This is a genomic window from Serratia sp. JKS000199, assembly GCF_900215455.1.
In the GTDB taxonomy this organism is placed as follows: domain Bacteria; phylum Pseudomonadota; class Gammaproteobacteria; order Enterobacterales; family Enterobacteriaceae; genus Serratia; species Serratia ureilytica.
Genome location: NZ_LT907843.1, coordinates 1,669,829 through 1,686,098 on the forward strand (window position 1 = coordinate 1,669,829; position 16,270 = coordinate 1,686,098).

General features: G+C 59.4%; 15 protein-coding genes and 1 pseudogene. 12 read left to right on the forward strand and 4 right to left on the reverse strand.

Annotation, left to right across the window (positions count from 1 at the left end; all coding sequences use genetic code 11):
* The first annotated feature begins 11 nt into the window (after positions 1–11).
* The 6 genes and pseudogenes from CPH57_RS08150 (at position 12) to CPH57_RS08175 (ending at position 6,882) form a co-directional block, all read left to right on the forward strand.
* Positions 12–4,142 (forward strand): RHS repeat-associated core domain-containing protein, encoded by a 4,131-nt coding sequence (locus tag CPH57_RS08150; protein WP_231922823.1) that lies wholly within the window; start codon positions 12–14, stop codon positions 4,140–4,142.
* Positions 4,093–4,482 (forward strand): hypothetical protein, encoded by a 390-nt coding sequence (locus CPH57_RS08155; protein ID WP_071991644.1) that lies wholly within the window; start codon positions 4,093–4,095, stop codon positions 4,480–4,482. Before CPH57_RS08150 ends, CPH57_RS08155 begins: the two co-directional genes overlap by 50 nt.
* A 122-nt stretch (positions 4,483–4,604) precedes the next feature.
* Positions 4,605–5,503, forward strand: a pseudogene (locus tag CPH57_RS24665) (RHS repeat domain-containing protein); the annotation flags it as partial.
* 36 nt (positions 5,504–5,539) lie between these two features.
* A complete protein-coding gene (locus tag CPH57_RS24825) occupies positions 5,540–5,821 on the forward strand; it encodes a hypothetical protein (RefSeq protein ID WP_369825826.1) in 282 nt (93 codons plus the stop codon).
* Entirely contained in the window at positions 5,806–6,072 is a 267-nt protein-coding gene (locus CPH57_RS08165) for a hypothetical protein (RefSeq protein ID WP_033643012.1), read from the forward strand. Before CPH57_RS24825 ends, CPH57_RS08165 begins: the two co-directional genes overlap by 16 nt.
* A 456-nt stretch (positions 6,073–6,528) precedes the next feature.
* Positions 6,529–6,882 carry a hypothetical protein gene (locus CPH57_RS08175; RefSeq protein ID WP_033643013.1) on the forward strand — a complete coding sequence of 118 codons (354 nt, stop codon included), beginning with the start codon at positions 6,529–6,531 and terminating at the stop codon, positions 6,880–6,882.
* A gap of 48 nt (positions 6,883–6,930) precedes the next feature.
* On the opposite strand, the gene CPH57_RS08180 is transcribed toward CPH57_RS08175, so the two are convergent.
* Together CPH57_RS08180 and CPH57_RS08185 are read right to left on the reverse strand one after the other, a co-directional pair.
* Complete coding sequence (locus CPH57_RS08180; RefSeq protein ID WP_096242225.1) at positions 6,931–7,827, reverse strand: PhzF family phenazine biosynthesis protein; 897 nt, start codon at positions 7,825–7,827, stop codon at positions 6,931–6,933.
* A gap of 54 nt (positions 7,828–7,881) precedes the next feature.
* A complete protein-coding gene (locus CPH57_RS08185; RefSeq protein WP_046687012.1) occupies positions 7,882–8,799 on the reverse strand; it encodes a DMT family transporter in 918 nt (305 codons plus the stop codon).
* A 181-nt stretch (positions 8,800–8,980) separates the two neighbouring features.
* On the opposite strand from CPH57_RS08185, the gene CPH57_RS08190 reads away from it, so the two are divergent.
* From CPH57_RS08190 to CPH57_RS08205, 4 genes are all read left to right on the forward strand, one after another.
* On the forward strand, positions 8,981–9,850 hold the full coding sequence (locus tag CPH57_RS08190; RefSeq protein WP_096242226.1) for a helix-turn-helix domain-containing protein: 870 nt from the start codon (positions 8,981–8,983) through the stop codon (positions 9,848–9,850).
* Between the two features lie 17 nt (positions 9,851–9,867).
* Positions 9,868–10,302: a glyoxalase/bleomycin resistance/dioxygenase family protein gene (locus CPH57_RS08195; RefSeq protein WP_049203999.1), complete on the forward strand. Its 435-nt coding sequence runs from the start codon at positions 9,868–9,870 to the stop codon at positions 10,300–10,302.
* 311 nt (positions 10,303–10,613) lie between these two features.
* Positions 10,614–11,066, forward strand: a complete 453-nt coding sequence (locus tag CPH57_RS08200) for a MoaF N-terminal domain-containing protein (protein ID WP_099783007.1) — start codon at positions 10,614–10,616, stop codon at positions 11,064–11,066.
* Positions 11,067–11,075: 9 nt separating this feature from the next.
* Positions 11,076–11,567, forward strand: coding sequence for a nuclear transport factor 2 family protein (locus CPH57_RS08205; RefSeq protein WP_033643018.1), 492 nt, complete (start codon positions 11,076–11,078; stop codon positions 11,565–11,567).
* A gap of 172 nt (positions 11,568–11,739) precedes the next feature.
* On the opposite strand, the gene CPH57_RS08210 is transcribed toward CPH57_RS08205, so the two are convergent.
* A complete protein-coding gene (locus tag CPH57_RS08210; protein ID WP_033650443.1) occupies positions 11,740–12,939 on the reverse strand; it encodes a multidrug efflux MFS transporter in 1,200 nt (399 codons plus the stop codon).
* Positions 12,940–13,194: 255 nt separating this feature from the next.
* Here CPH57_RS08210 and CPH57_RS08215 point away from each other — a divergent pair, with 255 nt between their 5' ends.
* Positions 13,195–13,650, forward strand: coding sequence for a MarR family winged helix-turn-helix transcriptional regulator (locus CPH57_RS08215; protein WP_231922824.1), 456 nt, complete (start codon positions 13,195–13,197; stop codon positions 13,648–13,650).
* 37 nt (positions 13,651–13,687) lie between these two features.
* On the opposite strand, the gene CPH57_RS08220 is transcribed toward CPH57_RS08215, so the two are convergent.
* A complete protein-coding gene (locus tag CPH57_RS08220) occupies positions 13,688–13,969 on the reverse strand; it encodes a YjcB family protein (RefSeq protein ID WP_046898399.1) in 282 nt (93 codons plus the stop codon).
* A gap of 296 nt (positions 13,970–14,265) precedes the next feature.
* Here CPH57_RS08220 and mrdA point away from each other — a divergent pair, with 296 nt between their 5' ends.
* On the forward strand, positions 14,266–16,191 hold the full coding sequence (gene mrdA, locus CPH57_RS08225) for a penicillin-binding protein 2 (protein ID WP_033650441.1): 1,926 nt from the start codon (positions 14,266–14,268) through the stop codon (positions 16,189–16,191).
* The last annotated feature ends 79 nt before the right edge of the window (positions 16,192–16,270 follow it).

Below are 16,270 nucleotides of genomic sequence, written 5' to 3' on the forward strand. Positions count from 1 at the left end.
AGGAACTTACGATGACCGAAGCGGCTCGCGTCGGCGATATTATCGGGCATTCCCATGCCCTGGCCGGCATGATTGCCGGCACGATTGTCGGCGGCCTGATCGCCGCCGCAGGCGCATTGGCGGCGGGTGCGCTGTTCGTCGCCGGCCTGGCGGCTTCCTGTATCGGCGTCGGCGTGCTGCTCATTGGCGCCAGCCTGGCGGTGGGGTATCTCACCGGGGAGGCGGCCACCGCGGCGCGCGACGGCATTGCCGACGCCGGGGCCGGTAGCCTGACCCCCAAAGGCAATATCGTCACCGGCTCCCCCAACGTCTTCATCAACGGCAAACCCGCCGCGCTCGCCACCAACAGCCAGGTGGCCTGCAGCGACGACGGCCCGAGCATGCAGATGGCGCAGGGCTCCGACAAGGTCAGCATCAACGGCCAGCCCGCCTCGCGCGTGGGGGACAAAACCAACTGCGACGCGCAGGTGATGGAAGGCTCGCCCAACGTGTTTATCGGCGGCGGCACCGTCACCACCTTGCCGATCAGGCCTGAAGTGCCGGATTGGCTGTATAAGGTCTCCGATCTGACGCTGCTGTTCGCCGGCCTGGTGGGCGGCGTGGGCGGCGCCGCCGGCAAGCTGGGGGCGCTCGGCAAACTGCTGGGCAAACTGCCCGGCATCAACAAACTGGCGCGCATCGCCTGCCGCGCTGGCACCCTGATGACCGCGACCGCCGCGGTCGGCATTATCGCCCGGCCGGTGGATATCGTCAGCGGCCAGAAATTCCTCGACGGCGAAGACGATCTCGATTTCGTGCTGCCATCGCGCCTGCCGGTCGCCTGGCAGCGCTATTGGCGCAGCGGCAACCCCGGCGACGGCGTGCTGGGCCGCGGCTGGAACCTGTTCTGGGAGAGCAGCCTGCAGCCGTATCAGGACGGCCTGGTGTGGCGCGCGCCTTCCGGCGACTTCGTCGCTTTCCCCAGGGTGCCGCGCGGCCACAAAACCTATTGCGAAGCCGAAAAATGCTGGCTGATGCACAACGACGACGGCAGCTGGCAGCTGTTTGACGTCGGCGAACAGATTTTCCACTATCCGCCGCTGGCGGGCGATCGGCCGAGCCGGCTCAGCATGATCACCGACGCCATCGGCAACGCCACCTCGCTGTTCTACGACGACGAGGGGCTGCTGAATGAACTGGTGGACAGCGCCGGGCAGCGCCTGATGTGCCGCTATGCGCAGGGCCGCCTGTGCGAAGTGGCGCTGCAAACCGCCGAAGGCGAACGGACGCTGGCGCGCTACGGTTACGATGAGCAGGGCCAACTGACGACGGTGAGCAACCGCGCCGGTGAGGTGACGCGCCGCTTTGGCTGGCGCGACGGCCTGATGATCAGCCACCAGGACGCCGCCGGACTGCTGAACGAATACCAATGGCAAGAGATCGACGGCGTGCCGCGCGTGACGGCCTACCGCAACAGCGCCGGAGAATCCCTTGAGTTCGGCTATGACTTCGCCGGCGGGCGCCGCAGCGCGGTGCGCGGCGACGGCAAACGGGCGGAGTGGCGGCTGGATGACGACGACAACGTGGCGCAGTACACCGATTTCGACCAGCGCCGCTACGGCTTTATCTACCAACGCGGCGAACTGTGCAGCGTGCTGCTGCCCGGCGGCGCGCAGCGCCGGAGCGAATGGGATCCTTACGGCCGCCTGCTGTCGGAGACCGATCCGCTCGGCCGCGTGACGCGCTATCAATATTCGCGCAACAGCGGCCGGCTGTTCGCCGTCGCGTACCCGGACGGCAGCAGCGAAGCGCAGCACTGGGACACGCTGGGGCGCCCGACGCGCTATGTCGATGCGCTGGGCAATGCCACGCTGTACCGCTATCCGGATGACGAAGAGAGCCTGCCGGCCAGCGTGATCGACGCGCTGGGCGGGGAAGTGAAGCTGGAGTGGGACGCCCGCGGCCAGCTGACGCGCTACACCGACTGTTCCGGCAGCGTCACGGCTTATACCTACGATGCGCTGGGGCAACTGACGGCGCAGACCGATGCCGAAGGCCACCAGACGGGCTACCGGTGGGATAACGGCGGCCGCCTGCATACCCTGATCCACCCGGACGGCGGCGAAGAGCGCTTTAACTGGAACGCGCACGGCCAGCTGGCCGAACATCAGGACGCGCTGGGCAGCCAGACCCGCTGGCAGTACAACGCCCTGGGGCTGCCGGTCAGCATCACCGATCGCATCAACCGCACCCGGCGCTATCACTACAGCCCGCAGGGCTGGCTGACGCGGCTGGAGAACGGCAACGGCGGCGAATACCGCTTCAGCTACGATGCGGTGGGCCGCGTGCTGACCGAAGAGCGCCCGGACGACACCCGCCACTATTATCGCTACGGCGCGGCCGGGCTGCTGGAAGAGCACCGTGAGGTCGGCCTGCCGGGCAGCGCGGGCGAGCTGACGCAGCGCGAACAGCGCTTCCGCTTCGACGAGGCCGGGCAACTGGTCTGGCGCGGCAACGCCAGCGCGGAATGGCATTACCGTTTCGACGCCATGGGGCGGCTGCGCGAGCTGAACCGCCTGCCGACGGCGAGCGGCGCGGCGCTTGGCATCGAGCCGGACAGCGTGCAGATGCGCTATGACGCCGCCGGGCGGCTGCTCGGCGAGCAGGGCGTGAATGGCGAACTGCAATACCAATGGGATGCGCTGGCCAACCTGCAGGCGCTGACGCTGCCCCAGGGCGATCGCCTGCAGTGGCTGTATTACGGTTCCGGCCACGCCAGCGCCATCAAATTCAACCAGCAGGTGGTGAGCGAGTTCACCCGCGATCGCCTGCACCGGGAAACCGGCCGCAGCCAGGGCGCGCTGCAGCAGCAGCGGCGTTACGACGCCATGGGCCGCCGCAGCTGGCAGAGCAGCGCCTTCGGCCACGACAAACTGACCCGGCCGGAAGACGGCGTGCTGTGGCGCGCTTATCGCTACACCGGCCGCGGCGAGCTGGCCGGGGTGAGCGACGCGCTGCGCGGCGAAGTGCACTACGGTTACGACGCCGAGGGCCGCCTGCTGCAACACCGCGAACCCAATCAGGGCAAACCGGGCGCGCGGCTGGTGTACGATCTGGCGGATAACCTACTGGGCGAGCGCAGCCCGCAGAACGACATCGACGCGCACCTGCCGCTGGCGCCGATCGCCGACAACCGTCTGACGCACTGGCAAAAACTGTTTTACCGTTATGACGCCTGGGGCAACCTAATCAGCCGGCGCAACGGCCTGTATGAACAGCACTACCGCTACGACGCCGACAACCGGCTGGTGCAGGCGCGCGGCCGCGGCCCGCAGGGCGAGTTCGAGGCGCAGTATCATTACGACGCGCTGGGCCGCCGCAGCCGCAAGGCGGTGCGCTACAAGGGCAAAACCGAACAGACGACCCGTTTCCTGTGGCAGGGCTACCGATTGCTGCAGGAGCAGCGCGACGACGGCAGCCGCCGCAGCTGGAGCTACGATCCGGCCAGCCCGTGGAGCCCGCTGGCGGCGCTGGAGCAGGCGGGCGACAGCCGCTCGGCGGATATTTACTGGTATCACACCGATCTGAACAGCGCGCCGCTGGAAGTGACCGACGCGGCGGGCAACCTGTGCTGGTCCGGGCAATACGACACCTTCGGCAAGCTGCAGGGCCAGACGGTGGCCGGCGCGGCGAAGCGGCAGGGCGCGCAATATCAGCAGCCGCTGCGCTACGCCGGGCAATACCAGGATGACGAAAGCGGCCTGCACTACAACCTGTTCCGCTACTACGAACCCGAGGTGGGGCGTTTCACCACGCAGGATCCGATAGGGTTGGAAGGTGGGCTGAATTTATATGCTTATGGGCCAAATCCTTTAACTTGGATAGATCCATTTGGGCTGAGCTTCCTTGAGATCGTAGGCGATGCTGCTACGACAACCGGGAAAAAGTTCCAAGGTGCTGAGATTTATAAGATAACTAGTAAAGTTAAAGTTGGGGATGTGACCTTTAAAAAAGGTGATTACTTCTATTTGGATAATCTCCATAAAGATCACTATGAAACCTTCTCATCGTTGGATAAATCCAAAGGAGTGTTTAATTTGGATGGTTCTTACAATGAGAAAAAGTCAATTAAAGCTGCAAAAAGAAAAGGTCCGGGGTGTTAAAGTGAATGATAATTTAAAATGTGATATTTTAAAAAACAAAGATGATTTGATTGAAGGTACATTTTGTTACTCTCTATTTGAGGATGCTTTTTTTGATGAGCGACTATTAATTGATTTAATAGAAAAATCAGAGTTGTTTGTTAAGGTAAACAATCGAGATGAGGATGTTTTAAATTTGCTGTCATGGGTTGTTAATGGTGTTGATCAGTGTTTCACATCCCACAATGATAAAGATGACTATTATTCAATTGAAAACTATTCTGTGAATTTGGAGAAAAAATGGGGGGAGGTGTGGCGACCTGAAATTAATAAGATAGTCAATGGTGATAAAGATTGTTAGAGTTTCACAACAAATTTGAGAAACATTGAATATGAGATGTAAGGTAGATGCTTGAAAAGGAGATATTCGGTTCTTTAAAAATAAAAAAGGAAGAGTAAAAGCATTAGATTATTAGTTGCATCAAAGGCCGCCTGCTGCAACACCGCGAACCCAATCAGGGCAAACCGGGCGCGCGGCTGGTGTACGATCTGGCGGATAACCTACTGGGCGAGCGCAGCCCGCAGAACGACATCGACGCGCACCTGCCGCTGGCGCCGATCGCCGACAACCGTCTGACGCACTGGCAAAAACTGTTTTACCGTTATGACGCCTGGGGCAACCTGATCAGCCGGCGCAACGGCCTTTACGAACAGCACTACCGCTACGACGCCGACAACCGGCTGGTGCAGGCGCACGGTCGCGGCCCGCAGGGCGAATTCGAGGCGCAGTACCATTACGACGCGCTGGGTCGCCGCAGTCGCAAAGCGGTGCGCTACAAGGGCAAAACCGAACAGACGACCCGTTTCCTGTGGCAGGGTTACCGGTTGCTGCAGGAGCAGCGCGACGACGGCAGCCGCCGCAGCTGGAGCTACGATCCGGCCAGCCCGTGGAGCCCGCTGGCGGCGCTGGAGCAGGCGGGCGACAGCCGCTCGGCGGATATTTACTGGTATCACACCGATCTGAACAGCGCGCCGCTGGAGGTGACCGACGCGGCGGGCAACCTGTGCTGGTCCGGGCAATACGACACCTTCGGCAAGCTGCAGGGCCAGACGGTGGCCGGCGCGGCGAAGCGGCAGGGCGCGCAATACCAGCAGCCGCTGCGCTATAAGGGCAAAACCGAACAGACGACCCGTTTCCTGTGGCAGGGCTACCGGTTGCTGCAGGGCCAGACGGTGGCCGGCGCGGCGAAGCGGCAGGGTGCGCAATATCAGCAGCCGCTGCGCTACGCCGGGCAATATCAGGACGACGAAAGCGGCCTGCACTATACAACCTGTTCCGCTACTACGAACCCGAGGTGGGGCGTTTCACCACGCAGGATCCGGCAGAATATGAAAAAATGGTTTCCACAGGTAAGGTTGTGCAAAGCACAACGGGAACAACCCATGTAGCATCACCTGCAAATATTGATGCGTTTGGAAAACAAGCTAAACCGGGTACTATGTACGTTGAATTCGAAGTGCCTGTACGATCATTAATCAAGACAAATGAAGGTTGGGCAAAAATAGTTGGTCCTGACTCGTTGGAGGGGCGATTAGCCAAACGTAAGGGGCTACCAGTACCAGAAATGCCGACTGTGAAAAACATTGAGGTTAAGGCTCATAAAACAGAATCAGGAATTTCAACATGCTCAAAAAAATAAGTGATTGGATCTTATCCAATAGCCATTATGAAGTTAAGTACAATGCTAATGATTTTACAGATAGTCTGGTTGTTGATATAGATGACGATACGAAGATTGCGCGTTTTACGGTGTGGGATGATGCATCTTGTATGTTGGAGATCATTGATGTTGAAACCGGGAACTATATAATTAATGAACGAAGAGAATTATCAGACGAGGGAACTGTAATAGAAGCATTTAAAGAGTTTGTATCGTTGCTTAGAAATTAGTTATAAAGAATATTGATCTGATTTTGATTTGCTAATTTTAAATGCTCGGCTTTATGCACTGATGGACTTTTAAATAACGATCCGGCGAGCCCGCTGGCGGCGCTGGAGCAGGCGGGCGACAGCGGCTCGGCGGATTGGTATCAAACCGATCTGAATAGCGCGCCGCTGGAGGTAACCAACGCGGCGAAGCGGCAGGGCGCGCAATACCAGAAGCCGCTGTGCTACGCCGGGCAATATCAGGACGACGAAAGCGGTCTGCACTACAGTTCAGCTACTACGAACCCGCGGATGTGGGTGGATTCGCTGGGATTGAGTAGCAGAAGAGACCAACTCCCAGGGGATAAAATGCTTCTGAAAAGTGCGGTATTGAAATTAACCGATATGACGACTAGCTTGTCTGGAATATACAGCGCAATGTCTTTCTTAGTTATCATTTAAGTAGAGAGTGAGCTAAAGATGAAGGTGCAAGCAATAAAGACTAAGTATGGGATCATTCAAGGGCGAGATGCCTTGATTATCTCTGAACATGAAGTGAGTCTTTCTCCTTTCACATTTAAAATTAAAGCGTTGCTTTCGTCATCAGCATGCGAGTTAGAGGTTTTGAATGAGGCTGATGTGAAAATAGAGTTCTTTTTTAGTGATATAGAAAGGATGTCTATCTATAAAGTCGATGACTATCCTTATGAGAAGTATTCAGAGTCAAGCTTTGACCTGCTGGAGGAATACAGTTCAGGAAAAGCAAGGGTTGCGTTAAGTACCTATGATCATGTTTTCGATGTTACAGGTAGTTTTAAAATATTGTATGAATAATGGCGGCATTTTGTGCCGCAGAAAAAGTTCGAAACGGTAGGAGGCATACTAAATACCCAATGTGCCATCAATCAGGGTGCGGCAGTGCCCGCCGATCCAGGGTTCGCCGTCAATAAAGCGCACGCTCACGCGGCCATCTCGCTTCAGTTGGGTGCCCTGGCGCACCAGATAGCCATGCGCGGTCCAATCGCCGTCGGGGAAGCGGTTGGCCTTCAGTAAGCGCGCCAGGCAGGCGTTGGCGCTGCCCGTTACCGGATCTTCGATCAAGGCGCCGCATTCCACCATAAATGCGCGCATTTCGTAATCTGCCGGTTCGGCCGCAGAACAGGCGCCATAAATCACTACGCCATCCACATCACAGGCGGTTTGCAACTGTTCGATCATAGCCTGATCCGGCATCACCGCCAGGCAAGATTGCGCATCCGGCAGGCGCATCATCAGCCAGCGGATGCCCATGTCGACAATAACCGGCAGGGTATCGGCTTCAATCACCGCCGGCTGTAAAGCGGCCATCAGCCGTTCTGTTTCCTCAACCGCCATCGCGCGAAAACTGACTTCGGGCGCGGCGAACGCCAATGCGCCTTCCGGCAGGATATTGATCGCCACCAGGCCGACGCCGCATTCCTGCATCACCGTTCCGGGGCGTTTAGGCGCCAATCCGGCTTCCAGCAGGGCGTGTGCGGTGCCCAGCGTCGGGTGGCCGGCGAAGGGCAGCTCTTTTTCGGTAGTGAAGATGCGCACCTTATAATCCGCCGCCGGGTGCGTCGGTTTAAGCACAAAGGTGGTTTCCGAAAGGTTGGTCCAACGGGCCAATGCCAGCATCTGCGCGTCGTTCAGCCCTTCGGCTTCCAGCACCACCGCCACAGGATTGCCGAGCAGCGGCGTGGCGGTGAAAACGTCCACCTGTTTGTAGGCGCGGGGTGTCACATCATCGCTTCTGAGCATTGGCCATCATCCGTTATCAACAAAACCTGATGATAACGATATTCGCCAATGGCTTCAAAGGGTTGAATTTTGTTTTGGCATTCCAGCCCGTCGCCACCTCAGCCCCGGCTTGGCGAACATCACCAGGTTGCCCAGCAGAATCAGGCACAGCCCCAGCACGGCGTTGAAGTGCCACTGGTAGCCTTCGTAGATCGTCGAGATGGTCAGCGCCACCAGCGGGAACAGCAGGGTGCTGTAAGCCGCCGCGCCGGCGCCGATGCGGCCGAGCAGGCTGAAGTAGGCGGCGAAGGCGATCACCGATCCGAAGACAGCCAGGTACAGCAGGGAGCCGATATAGCGGCTGCTGAATTCGATCTGGAACGATGCGCCCTGCGCCAGGGCGATCAGCGCCATCAGCATCGCGCCGTAGGTCATGGCGTAGGTGTTGGTGGAAAAGATATCCAGCCCGCGGCGCTGATGACGCGCGCTGATCATATTGCCCAGCGAGAAGCCGTAGGTGCCGAGCGCGCTCAGACCGATGCCTTTGAGCAGCTCCGGCGCCATGCGGGTGGCGGCCAGGTCTTGCCAGAACAGCGCCACGATGCCGGTCAACCCCAGCAGCGCCGCCGGCAGCAGGTTGGGGCTGGGGCGCTGGCGGAAAAACAGCAGGCTGTTGAGGGCATTGAACAGCACCGCCATCGAGAAGATCACCGATTCCAGCCCGCTGCTGATATAAGCCGCCGCGTGGTAAAAGCAGAAGAAGTTGAAACCGAACACGCAGCAGCCCTGCAACACGCAGAACAAATGATCGCGCGGGGCGATGCGGCGCAGACGCCGCAGCAACACCAAGACGACGAACATCACCGCGGCGGAAATGGCGAAGCGGTAAGCGATCGAGACAGGAATGGCCACCGGGCCTTCCTGTTGCAGGGTGATCGCAATCCAGGTGGTGCCCCAAATCAGCACCACGGCGAGGTACAACAGCGCATTCATTCTATTTGTTACTCCGAAAAAACCGATGGCGCAGTATCCGCTTTGGCGCGCGGCGGCGCTTGCAGCGCTTTGCGCTCAGTTGCATATTCTTGCGCTTTTTTTGCCAAAAGCGCGGGGCGGCGGCTGGTATGCGGCGGCGCCACTCTTTACACTGTCGGCATGTCGAACAACGGGGCCGGCGATGTCCAACTATCAGGCGTTTGAAACACTGCGTGAGCACAAGGCGCGGCTGCACGGCAGCGTGCTGCTGGGCACCGGCGTGGAGCTGGCCGCCTGGTCCAACTGCAACGATCGCGTCACGCAGGAAAGCGCCGACCACCATACCCTGAGCCTGTACGTCGCCGACGGCTATGAGTGCTACCAGCAGGTGCCGGGCGGCTGGCGCAACGGCGGCGGGCCGGATCGGTTCTGCATCATGCCGCGCCAATACGCCTCCACCTGGGATGTGCGCAGCGATCTGTCGTTCGTGCACCTGTATTGCACCGATGGGCATCTGCGGCAGCTGGCGGAGCAGACCTGGGATCGCAGCCCGGCGGCGATCAACGTGGAGCAGCGCAGCTTCGGCGAAGATCCGCAGATCACGCTGCTGTACCGCCAGTTTTTGCTCAACTGCGATTGGCAGGACAGCGCCAATCTGCTGGCGCTCAGCAGCGCGTCGAACCTGCTGATGTCACACCTGATCCAGCGTTACAGCCAGCTGCAGTGGAAGCTGCCGCCGGTGCGCGGCGGCCTGGCTCCTGCGGTAGCCCGGCGGGTGCGGGAATATATCGCAAGCCACCTCGATCGGCCTTTGCTGTTGGCGGATCTGGCGGCGCAGGCCGGGTTGAGCGAATACCATTTCGCCCGCATGTTCAAGCACGCCACCGGCCTGGCGCCGCACCAGTTCGTGATGCGCGCCCGGCTGCAGCGGGCGGAACAGCTGTTGCGGCATAGCCAACAGCCGATCACCGAGATCGCGCTGGCGTGCGGCTTCAGTTCCGCCAGCCATTTCAGCAACCGCTTCAAGGCGGCCTATGGATTTGCTCCGCTGCAGGTGCGGCTGGGGCGCTAACCGAAAGGGAGTGCAGCATGGATCAACAGTTTGCCGGGCTGGGCGTGTTGTTCGTCGCCGGATTCGGGCCCATCACGCGTGAGAGCGACGAGAGCAAGGCGTTTTATGTCGAGGCGCTGGGGCTGCCGCTCAAGCCGATGCCGGGCAACGAAACCTATCTGCTGTCGGAGCAAGGCGCGCTGGACGGGGTGAAGCATTTTGCCCTGTGGCCGCTGGCGCAGGCGGCGCAGTCCTGCTTTGGCGACGATCGCTGGCCGGCGGATCTCGCGGTGCCGCAGGCGTGGATCGAGTTTGACGTGGCCGACATGGCGGTAGCCACCCAGGGGCTGGTCGATCGCGGTTATCGGCTGTTGGTCGCCAATCGCGAAGAGCCGTGGGGGCAGAGCGTTACCCGTTTGCTTAGCCCGGAAGGCTTGCTGGTTGGCGTCACCCATACCCCCTGGCTGCGTTAAACGCCGTGCCGTTCGCCGCCGTTTTGCAGCGGCGGGCGGCCTTAAGAACAAATACGCATTAGCTTAAAGCGATCTGCGCTATAGACCTATCGAATCCCCGAGTTGTTTCCTTCCCTGAAAGCAGTAATCCCGTTCATTGCGTAAAAACCAAGGGCCAGAATGCGCTATTGCCATGCCATTTTACCGCGATTTTCCCCCGTCTTTTTTTGCCGCCAGGTGCCTGATGGGAATAGAGATTATTCTTATATTTCCGCCAACCCTTAAGAAATAATAATGATTCTCGTTTTCAACCACGGAAAGGAGAAGGAACGATGAAAACAGTGAAGCGAACGGGCATCGCGTTGGCGATAGCCCTGACTTTCCCCCTGGCATTGCCTGCCGCTACGGCGGCGCAAACCTCCCTGACAAACAGTAAGGCGGCGACGATGACGGAAAAACACGGGCAGTTTATTGCGGTTGGTAAAGTGGTGCAGGTGACCTTTGGCGATTTCGCCTTCAAGCTGGATTTTACCGATGACAAGACCATGACCTTCACCGGCATCGGCGAGGCGTCGCAGGGCATCACCGATACCGTGCAGTACACCGCGGTGGAAATTCGGCCGAAGGTCTACATGGTCTACTGGCATGAGCCACAGTCCGGCGACAACGTGACGCATATCGAGGACTTCGAGCGCGGCGAGGTGTACACCAACATCGCCGCCAAGGACGGCAGCTTCACCCATCTGAAAGGGCAGCTGAAAATTGTAGGTCACTCAGGAAACTAAGGAGCAGTTATGAAAAAGGCATTGATCACCTGTGCGATCGTCGGCGGCCTGCTGGCGAGTTACCCGGCGCTGTCAACGGATCAGGCGGCGTCTTACAAATCGGCCGGCAAGGGCGGTTATCATCATGCTCAGCAAAAGCTGAAGGTGGTGGAAGATCTGTACGCGGGCTTCTTCAACCGCCATGACATCGGCGTGGCGCGGAAGCTGATTGTGGAAAACTACAAGCAGCATAACCCGTTCGTCGGCGACGGCATCAAGCCGTTCCTCGATTTCTTCAGCCAGACCTTCAAAGACAACCCGCAGTACAGCGCTAAAATATACCGCAGCGCGGTCAACGGCGATCTGGTCTACGTTCACGTCAAATATCAAAATAACCCGCAGGATCGCGGCACTGCCAGCGTGGATATTTATCGGGTGAACGATCAGGGGAAAATCACCGAGCATTGGGACGTCAATCAGGATGTGCCGGAAAAATCGGCCAACGACAACACCATGTTCTGATGCAAAAGGGCCGCTGCGGCGGCCCTCTACGCGCCTGCAACACTTTATTTACTTACATAAATACCAAACGTTCATCGCGTCGAGTAGGCTACGGCCGCCTTTGGCAGTGGCGGCACGGTTGATGGGCGTCATTGTCCCGCCACTGCTTGAGGCGCTTCCCTCGCATTCCCCGCTATCCCGCGCGTTTAGGCTGCACTTTTTTGAACTGATGGCGCAGCTGCAGCGCATTGAACAGCACCAATACCGCCGTCACGGCGAACACCCAACGGAACCCCATCATCGCCGAAATGCCCGAACCCAGCAGCGGGCCGACCACGTTGCCCAGATACATAAATGACTGGTTATAGCCGAAGATGCGCCCGGTCACCTGATCGGAGGAATACTTCAGCAGCAGCGCCTGCACCGCCGGCATCAGCGCGCCATCGGCGAAGCCCAGCAGAAAGCGCAGAATGCCCAGCTGCAGCGGCGTATTCACCCAGGCCATCACGGCGAACAGGCCGGTGGTGAACAGCAGCGCGGCGATCAGAATGCGCGCGGTGCCGATGCGATCGCCGAGCCGCCCGAGGCGCGGCGCGGAGATCAGCGCCGCGATGCCGGGCACGGCGGCGATCATGCCGCTGACGAAGGCGATATTGCTGACGTTGCCCGACAGTTCGCGAATGAACAGCGTCAGGATCGGGCTGATGGAGGAGTTGGCCAGCTGGATCATCAGGGTGCAAACGAACAGGGTGACGATCAGCGCCGGATAGGGCAGCGACCGGAATACCGCCTTGCCGCTCAGCTGATCCGCTTTTTTCACCGTGATGCGCCGCTCTTTAATCAGGAACAGCGTCACCAGGAAACTGACGAACATCAGCCCGGAGGTGACGAAAAACACCACCCGCAGCCCCAGATGGTCGGCCATCAGCCCGCCCAGCAGCGGCCCGGCGATCACGCCGGAGATCTGCCCGGTCGAGAGCGTGCCCAGCGCCCAGCCGCTTTTATCGCGCGGCGCCTGCGAGGCGACCAGCGCCATGGCGTTGGGAATATAGCCGGACGTCAGCCCCATCAGGGCGCGCAGCGCGAACAGCTGCCACACGTTAGTGGCCAGCCCCTGCAGCGCGATGACGATCGCCATGCCCAGCGAAGCGCGCAGCAGCATCAGCTTACGGCCTTTACGGTCGGCCAGGCTGCCCCACAGCGGCGACACCACCGCCGAGACCAAAAAGGTGCCGCTGAATACCAGCCCGGACCACAGGCTGAGGGATTGATGATCGCTGACGCCGAGTTGTTCGACGTACAGCGGCAGAAAAGGGAGGATTTGGCTCATCGCCAGCCCGGTGAAGAAACACCCGAGCCAGACCGAGATCAGATTGACTTTCCACGCTTCCATCGGCTTATCGTACCACGTTGAATGAGGAGGGATTTGTTAAGCAAAATAATAATAACACTGCAAATTAGTCGGCGAGGGGGCAAATGCGTGAGCAAACGTAACCCTGCCGGCTGCAGTGTCTTTTTGCTATATATTAATAGCTATATTATCATAGATAAATGGGTTAAGCCAGAAGCGCGCGGTGGCCGAACGGGGCGCCATTGACGGCGCGATCCGGCGATGTGAAAGTAGGGACAAACTGGACGTTATCGACTGATGCCAATGAAAAAAGATCATCCTGAAGACGTGACGCTGCTGCGCACGCAGTTAATGTCGCTGGTGCGCCGCATGCGGCGCGAGTCGCGCAGCGACGAAAAATCCTGGGCCCAGTTGATGCTGTTGGGGGCTATCGATCGCCATGGCGGCGAGGCGACGCCGTCGTTGCTGGCGGAGTCGGAGCGTATGCGCTCCTCAAACCTGGCGGCCGCGTTGCGCGAGCTGGAAGCCGATGGGCTGCTGGTGCGCACGCCGGATGCCGAAGACAAACGCCGGGTGCGGGTGCGGCTGACGTCCGCCGGGCTGGGTTTGCTGCAGCAAAGCCGCGCCCGACGCGAGGCGTGGTTGCTGGCGGCGATGGAAAGCTGTCTGTCCGAGCGGGAGCAGGCGCTGTTGCTCAAAGCGGGGGCGCTGATGGCGCGGCTGGCGGCGGCGCCGTCTGCGGAAGCGGACTGATTGCAGGGGCGGCCTGAGTTGCCCCCCAGCGGCGAGATTACGGCATCGGCCAATCGACCGGCATGGTGCTGACCACGTCCACGTAGCGATCCCAGGCCGATGACCAGAATTGGGCGAAGGCTTCGAGGGTGAAGTGAATGCCCATCAGGCCCATCACGAACCAGCAGGCGGTAAACAGGCCCAGGCTGCTGAACATGAACGCCATGCCATTGCGGCTGGTTTTACGGCAAACGACGTTTAACTGGCTGGCGAAGAACATCATCACGGCGCTCAGCAACTCCCAGCGCATCATGATTAAACCGGTGGCAATGGTACTCATCGAACTCGATCCTATGTAACAAAAAGCCGCATCCGGCAGGGCGCCGACAGGAAAATGCGGAGGAGAATAACGGTAATAGTGTGATATGGATCACATTGTAGCATTGAGAGGAACGGCGGCTCAATGGGGCGCGCGGTGAAAAAAACGCCGCCGGTAACATTCCAATATGCTGAAACAGTTATGCCATTTCATTAGCAACCTTTTCATGGGGCGTCGCGCCCGATAACGCTATGCTTGCCGGCTTTTCAGTTCCCTGATTTTGCGGGGAAATGTGACGCAAAAGGTATCGGCTCCGCATGGCCCTGTTAAAAGAAAAAATTCGCGACCACTCCGCGGAAGAGATGCTGTTTATCCGCCGGGCGGCCGTGGCGCTGGCGCTGGTGGTGGTCTGTTTCGGCGCGCTGGTCGTTAACCTCTACCGGCTGCAAATTCGCCAGCACGGCTTTTACCAGACGCGCTCCAACCAGAATGACATCAAGATGTTGCCGATCGCCCCGAGCCGCGGGCTGATCTTCGATCGCAACGGCATTCCGCTGGTACGAAACGTGACACTGTATCGTATCGAGATCACGCCCAGCAAAATCACCGACATGGCCGCGCTGCTGCAGGCGTTGACGCCGATCGTCGATCTGACGCCGGAAGATATCAGCGCGTTTCGCGACGACATGCACCACAACAGCCGCTACAAGCCGATAACGCTAAAAGCGGGGCTGAACGACACCGAGGTGGCGCGTTTCGCCGTCAATCAATACCGTTTCGACGGGGTGACTATCGATACCTATCAGCAGCGCGAATATCCTTACGGCGCGCAGCTGGCGCACGTGCTGGGCTATGTGTCGAAGATCAACGACAGCGATCTCAAGCGCCTGGACAAGGCCGGGTTGAGCGAGAACTATGCCGCCGATCGCAACATCGGCAAACAGGGCATCGAGGCCTATTACGAGTCCGAGCTGCACGGCACCACCGGCTATCAGGAGGTGGAGGTGGATAACCACGGGCGGGTGATCCGCTTGCTGAAGGAGCAGCCGCCGCAGGCCGGCAAAAACATCTACCTGACGCTGGATCTGCCGCTGCAGCAGTACATCGAATCGGTGCTGAAGGGGCAACGCGCCGCGGTGGTGGTGGAAGATCCGCGCGACGGCGGCATTCTGGCGATGGTCTCCAGCCCCAGTTACGATCCCAATCCCTTCGTCAAAGGCATCGGCTATCAGGCCTATAAGGCGCTGCTCCGCAACCCGGATCTGCCGCTCATCAACCGCGTCACCCAGGGGCTGTACCCGCCGGCGTCGACGGTGAAGCCCTACATGGCGGTTTCGGCGCTGTTTGCCGGGGTGATCACGCCCACCACCACCTTTTTCGGCGCGCCGACCTGGACGCTGCCCGGCACCGAGCGGCGCTATCGCGACTGGCTGAAGACCGGTCACGGCATGCTCAACGTCACCAAAGCGATAGAAGAGTCCGCCGATACCTTCTTTTATCAGGTGGCGTATGAGATGGGCATCGATCGCATTCACCATTGGCTGAGCCAGTTTGGTTACGGCCAGTCGACCGGCATCGATCTGAACGAAGAGTACCGCGGCGTGCTGCCAAGCCGCGACTGGAAGCTGAGGGTGCACAAAAAAGTCTGGTATCAGGGGGATACGGTATCGGTCGGCATCGGCCAGGGATATTGGGTAGCGACGCCTATTCAGATGGTGAAAGCGCTGACTACGCTGATCAACAACGGTAAGGTGAAAACGCCGCACCTGCTGTATTCGCTGCAGCAGGGCAACCGGGTCACGCGTTATCAGCCGCCGACGCAGGCGCTGCAGATTGGCGATCCCCGTTCGCCTTACTGGGGCATTGTGCGCAACGGCATGTATGGCATGGCCAACCTGCCGAATGGCACCGGATACAAGCTGTTCCATACCGCGCCCTACCAGATTGCCGCTAAATCCGGCACCTCGCAGGTATTCAGCCTGAAGCAAAACCAAACTTACAACGCCAAAATGATTCCGGTGCGGCTGCGCGATCACATCTTTTATACGCTGTTCGCCCCCTACAAAAACCCCCGGGTGGCGATGGCGCTGATCCTGGAAAACGGCGGCGGCGACGGCGTGGTGGCGGGGCCGACCGCGCGCGCGATCCTCGACCACATTTTCGATCCGGCCAACGCGCCGCAGCCCGGCGACGCGGCGCAAACTAAACCGCAGTTAAACGACAGTGCGGATGTGCAACGGTGATGCGGTTTGTTTTTACTTTCTTACAAACTGCAATCTCCTGACCATTTCCGGCAAGGTAGACTGAAATAACACGATAAAC

Bases quoted from the DNA above. Each gene is read 5' to 3' on its own strand.
- CPH57_RS08150 (WP_231922823.1), top strand. From the start codon at position 12: ATGACCGAAGCGGCTCGCGTCGGCGATATTATCGGGCATTCCCATGCC.
- CPH57_RS08155 (WP_071991644.1), top strand. From the start codon at position 4,093: ATGAGAAAAAGTCAATTAAAGCTGCAAAAAGAAAAGGTCCGGGGTGTT.
- CPH57_RS08165 (WP_033643012.1), top strand. From the start codon at position 5,806: ATGCTCAAAAAAATAAGTGATTGGATCTTATCCAATAGCCATTATGAA.
- CPH57_RS08175 (WP_033643013.1), top strand. From the start codon at position 6,529: ATGAAGGTGCAAGCAATAAAGACTAAGTATGGGATCATTCAAGGGCGA.
- CPH57_RS08180 (WP_096242225.1), bottom strand. From the start codon at position 7,827: ATGCTCAGAAGCGATGATGTGACACCCCGCGCCTACAAACAGGTGGAC.
- CPH57_RS08185 (WP_046687012.1), bottom strand. From the start codon at position 8,799: ATGAATGCGCTGTTGTACCTCGCCGTGGTGCTGATTTGGGGCACCACC.
- CPH57_RS08190 (WP_096242226.1), top strand. From the start codon at position 8,981: ATGTCCAACTATCAGGCGTTTGAAACACTGCGTGAGCACAAGGCGCGG.
- CPH57_RS08195 (WP_049203999.1), top strand. From the start codon at position 9,868: ATGGATCAACAGTTTGCCGGGCTGGGCGTGTTGTTCGTCGCCGGATTC.
- CPH57_RS08200 (WP_099783007.1), top strand. From the start codon at position 10,614: ATGAAAACAGTGAAGCGAACGGGCATCGCGTTGGCGATAGCCCTGACT.
- CPH57_RS08205 (WP_033643018.1), top strand. From the start codon at position 11,076: ATGAAAAAGGCATTGATCACCTGTGCGATCGTCGGCGGCCTGCTGGCG.
- CPH57_RS08210 (WP_033650443.1), bottom strand. From the start codon at position 12,939: ATGGAAGCGTGGAAAGTCAATCTGATCTCGGTCTGGCTCGGGTGTTTC.
- CPH57_RS08215 (WP_231922824.1), top strand. From the start codon at position 13,195: ATGCCAATGAAAAAAGATCATCCTGAAGACGTGACGCTGCTGCGCACG.
- CPH57_RS08220 (WP_046898399.1), bottom strand. From the start codon at position 13,969: ATGAGTACCATTGCCACCGGTTTAATCATGATGCGCTGGGAGTTGCTG.
- mrdA (WP_033650441.1), top strand. From the start codon at position 14,266: ATGGCCCTGTTAAAAGAAAAAATTCGCGACCACTCCGCGGAAGAGATG.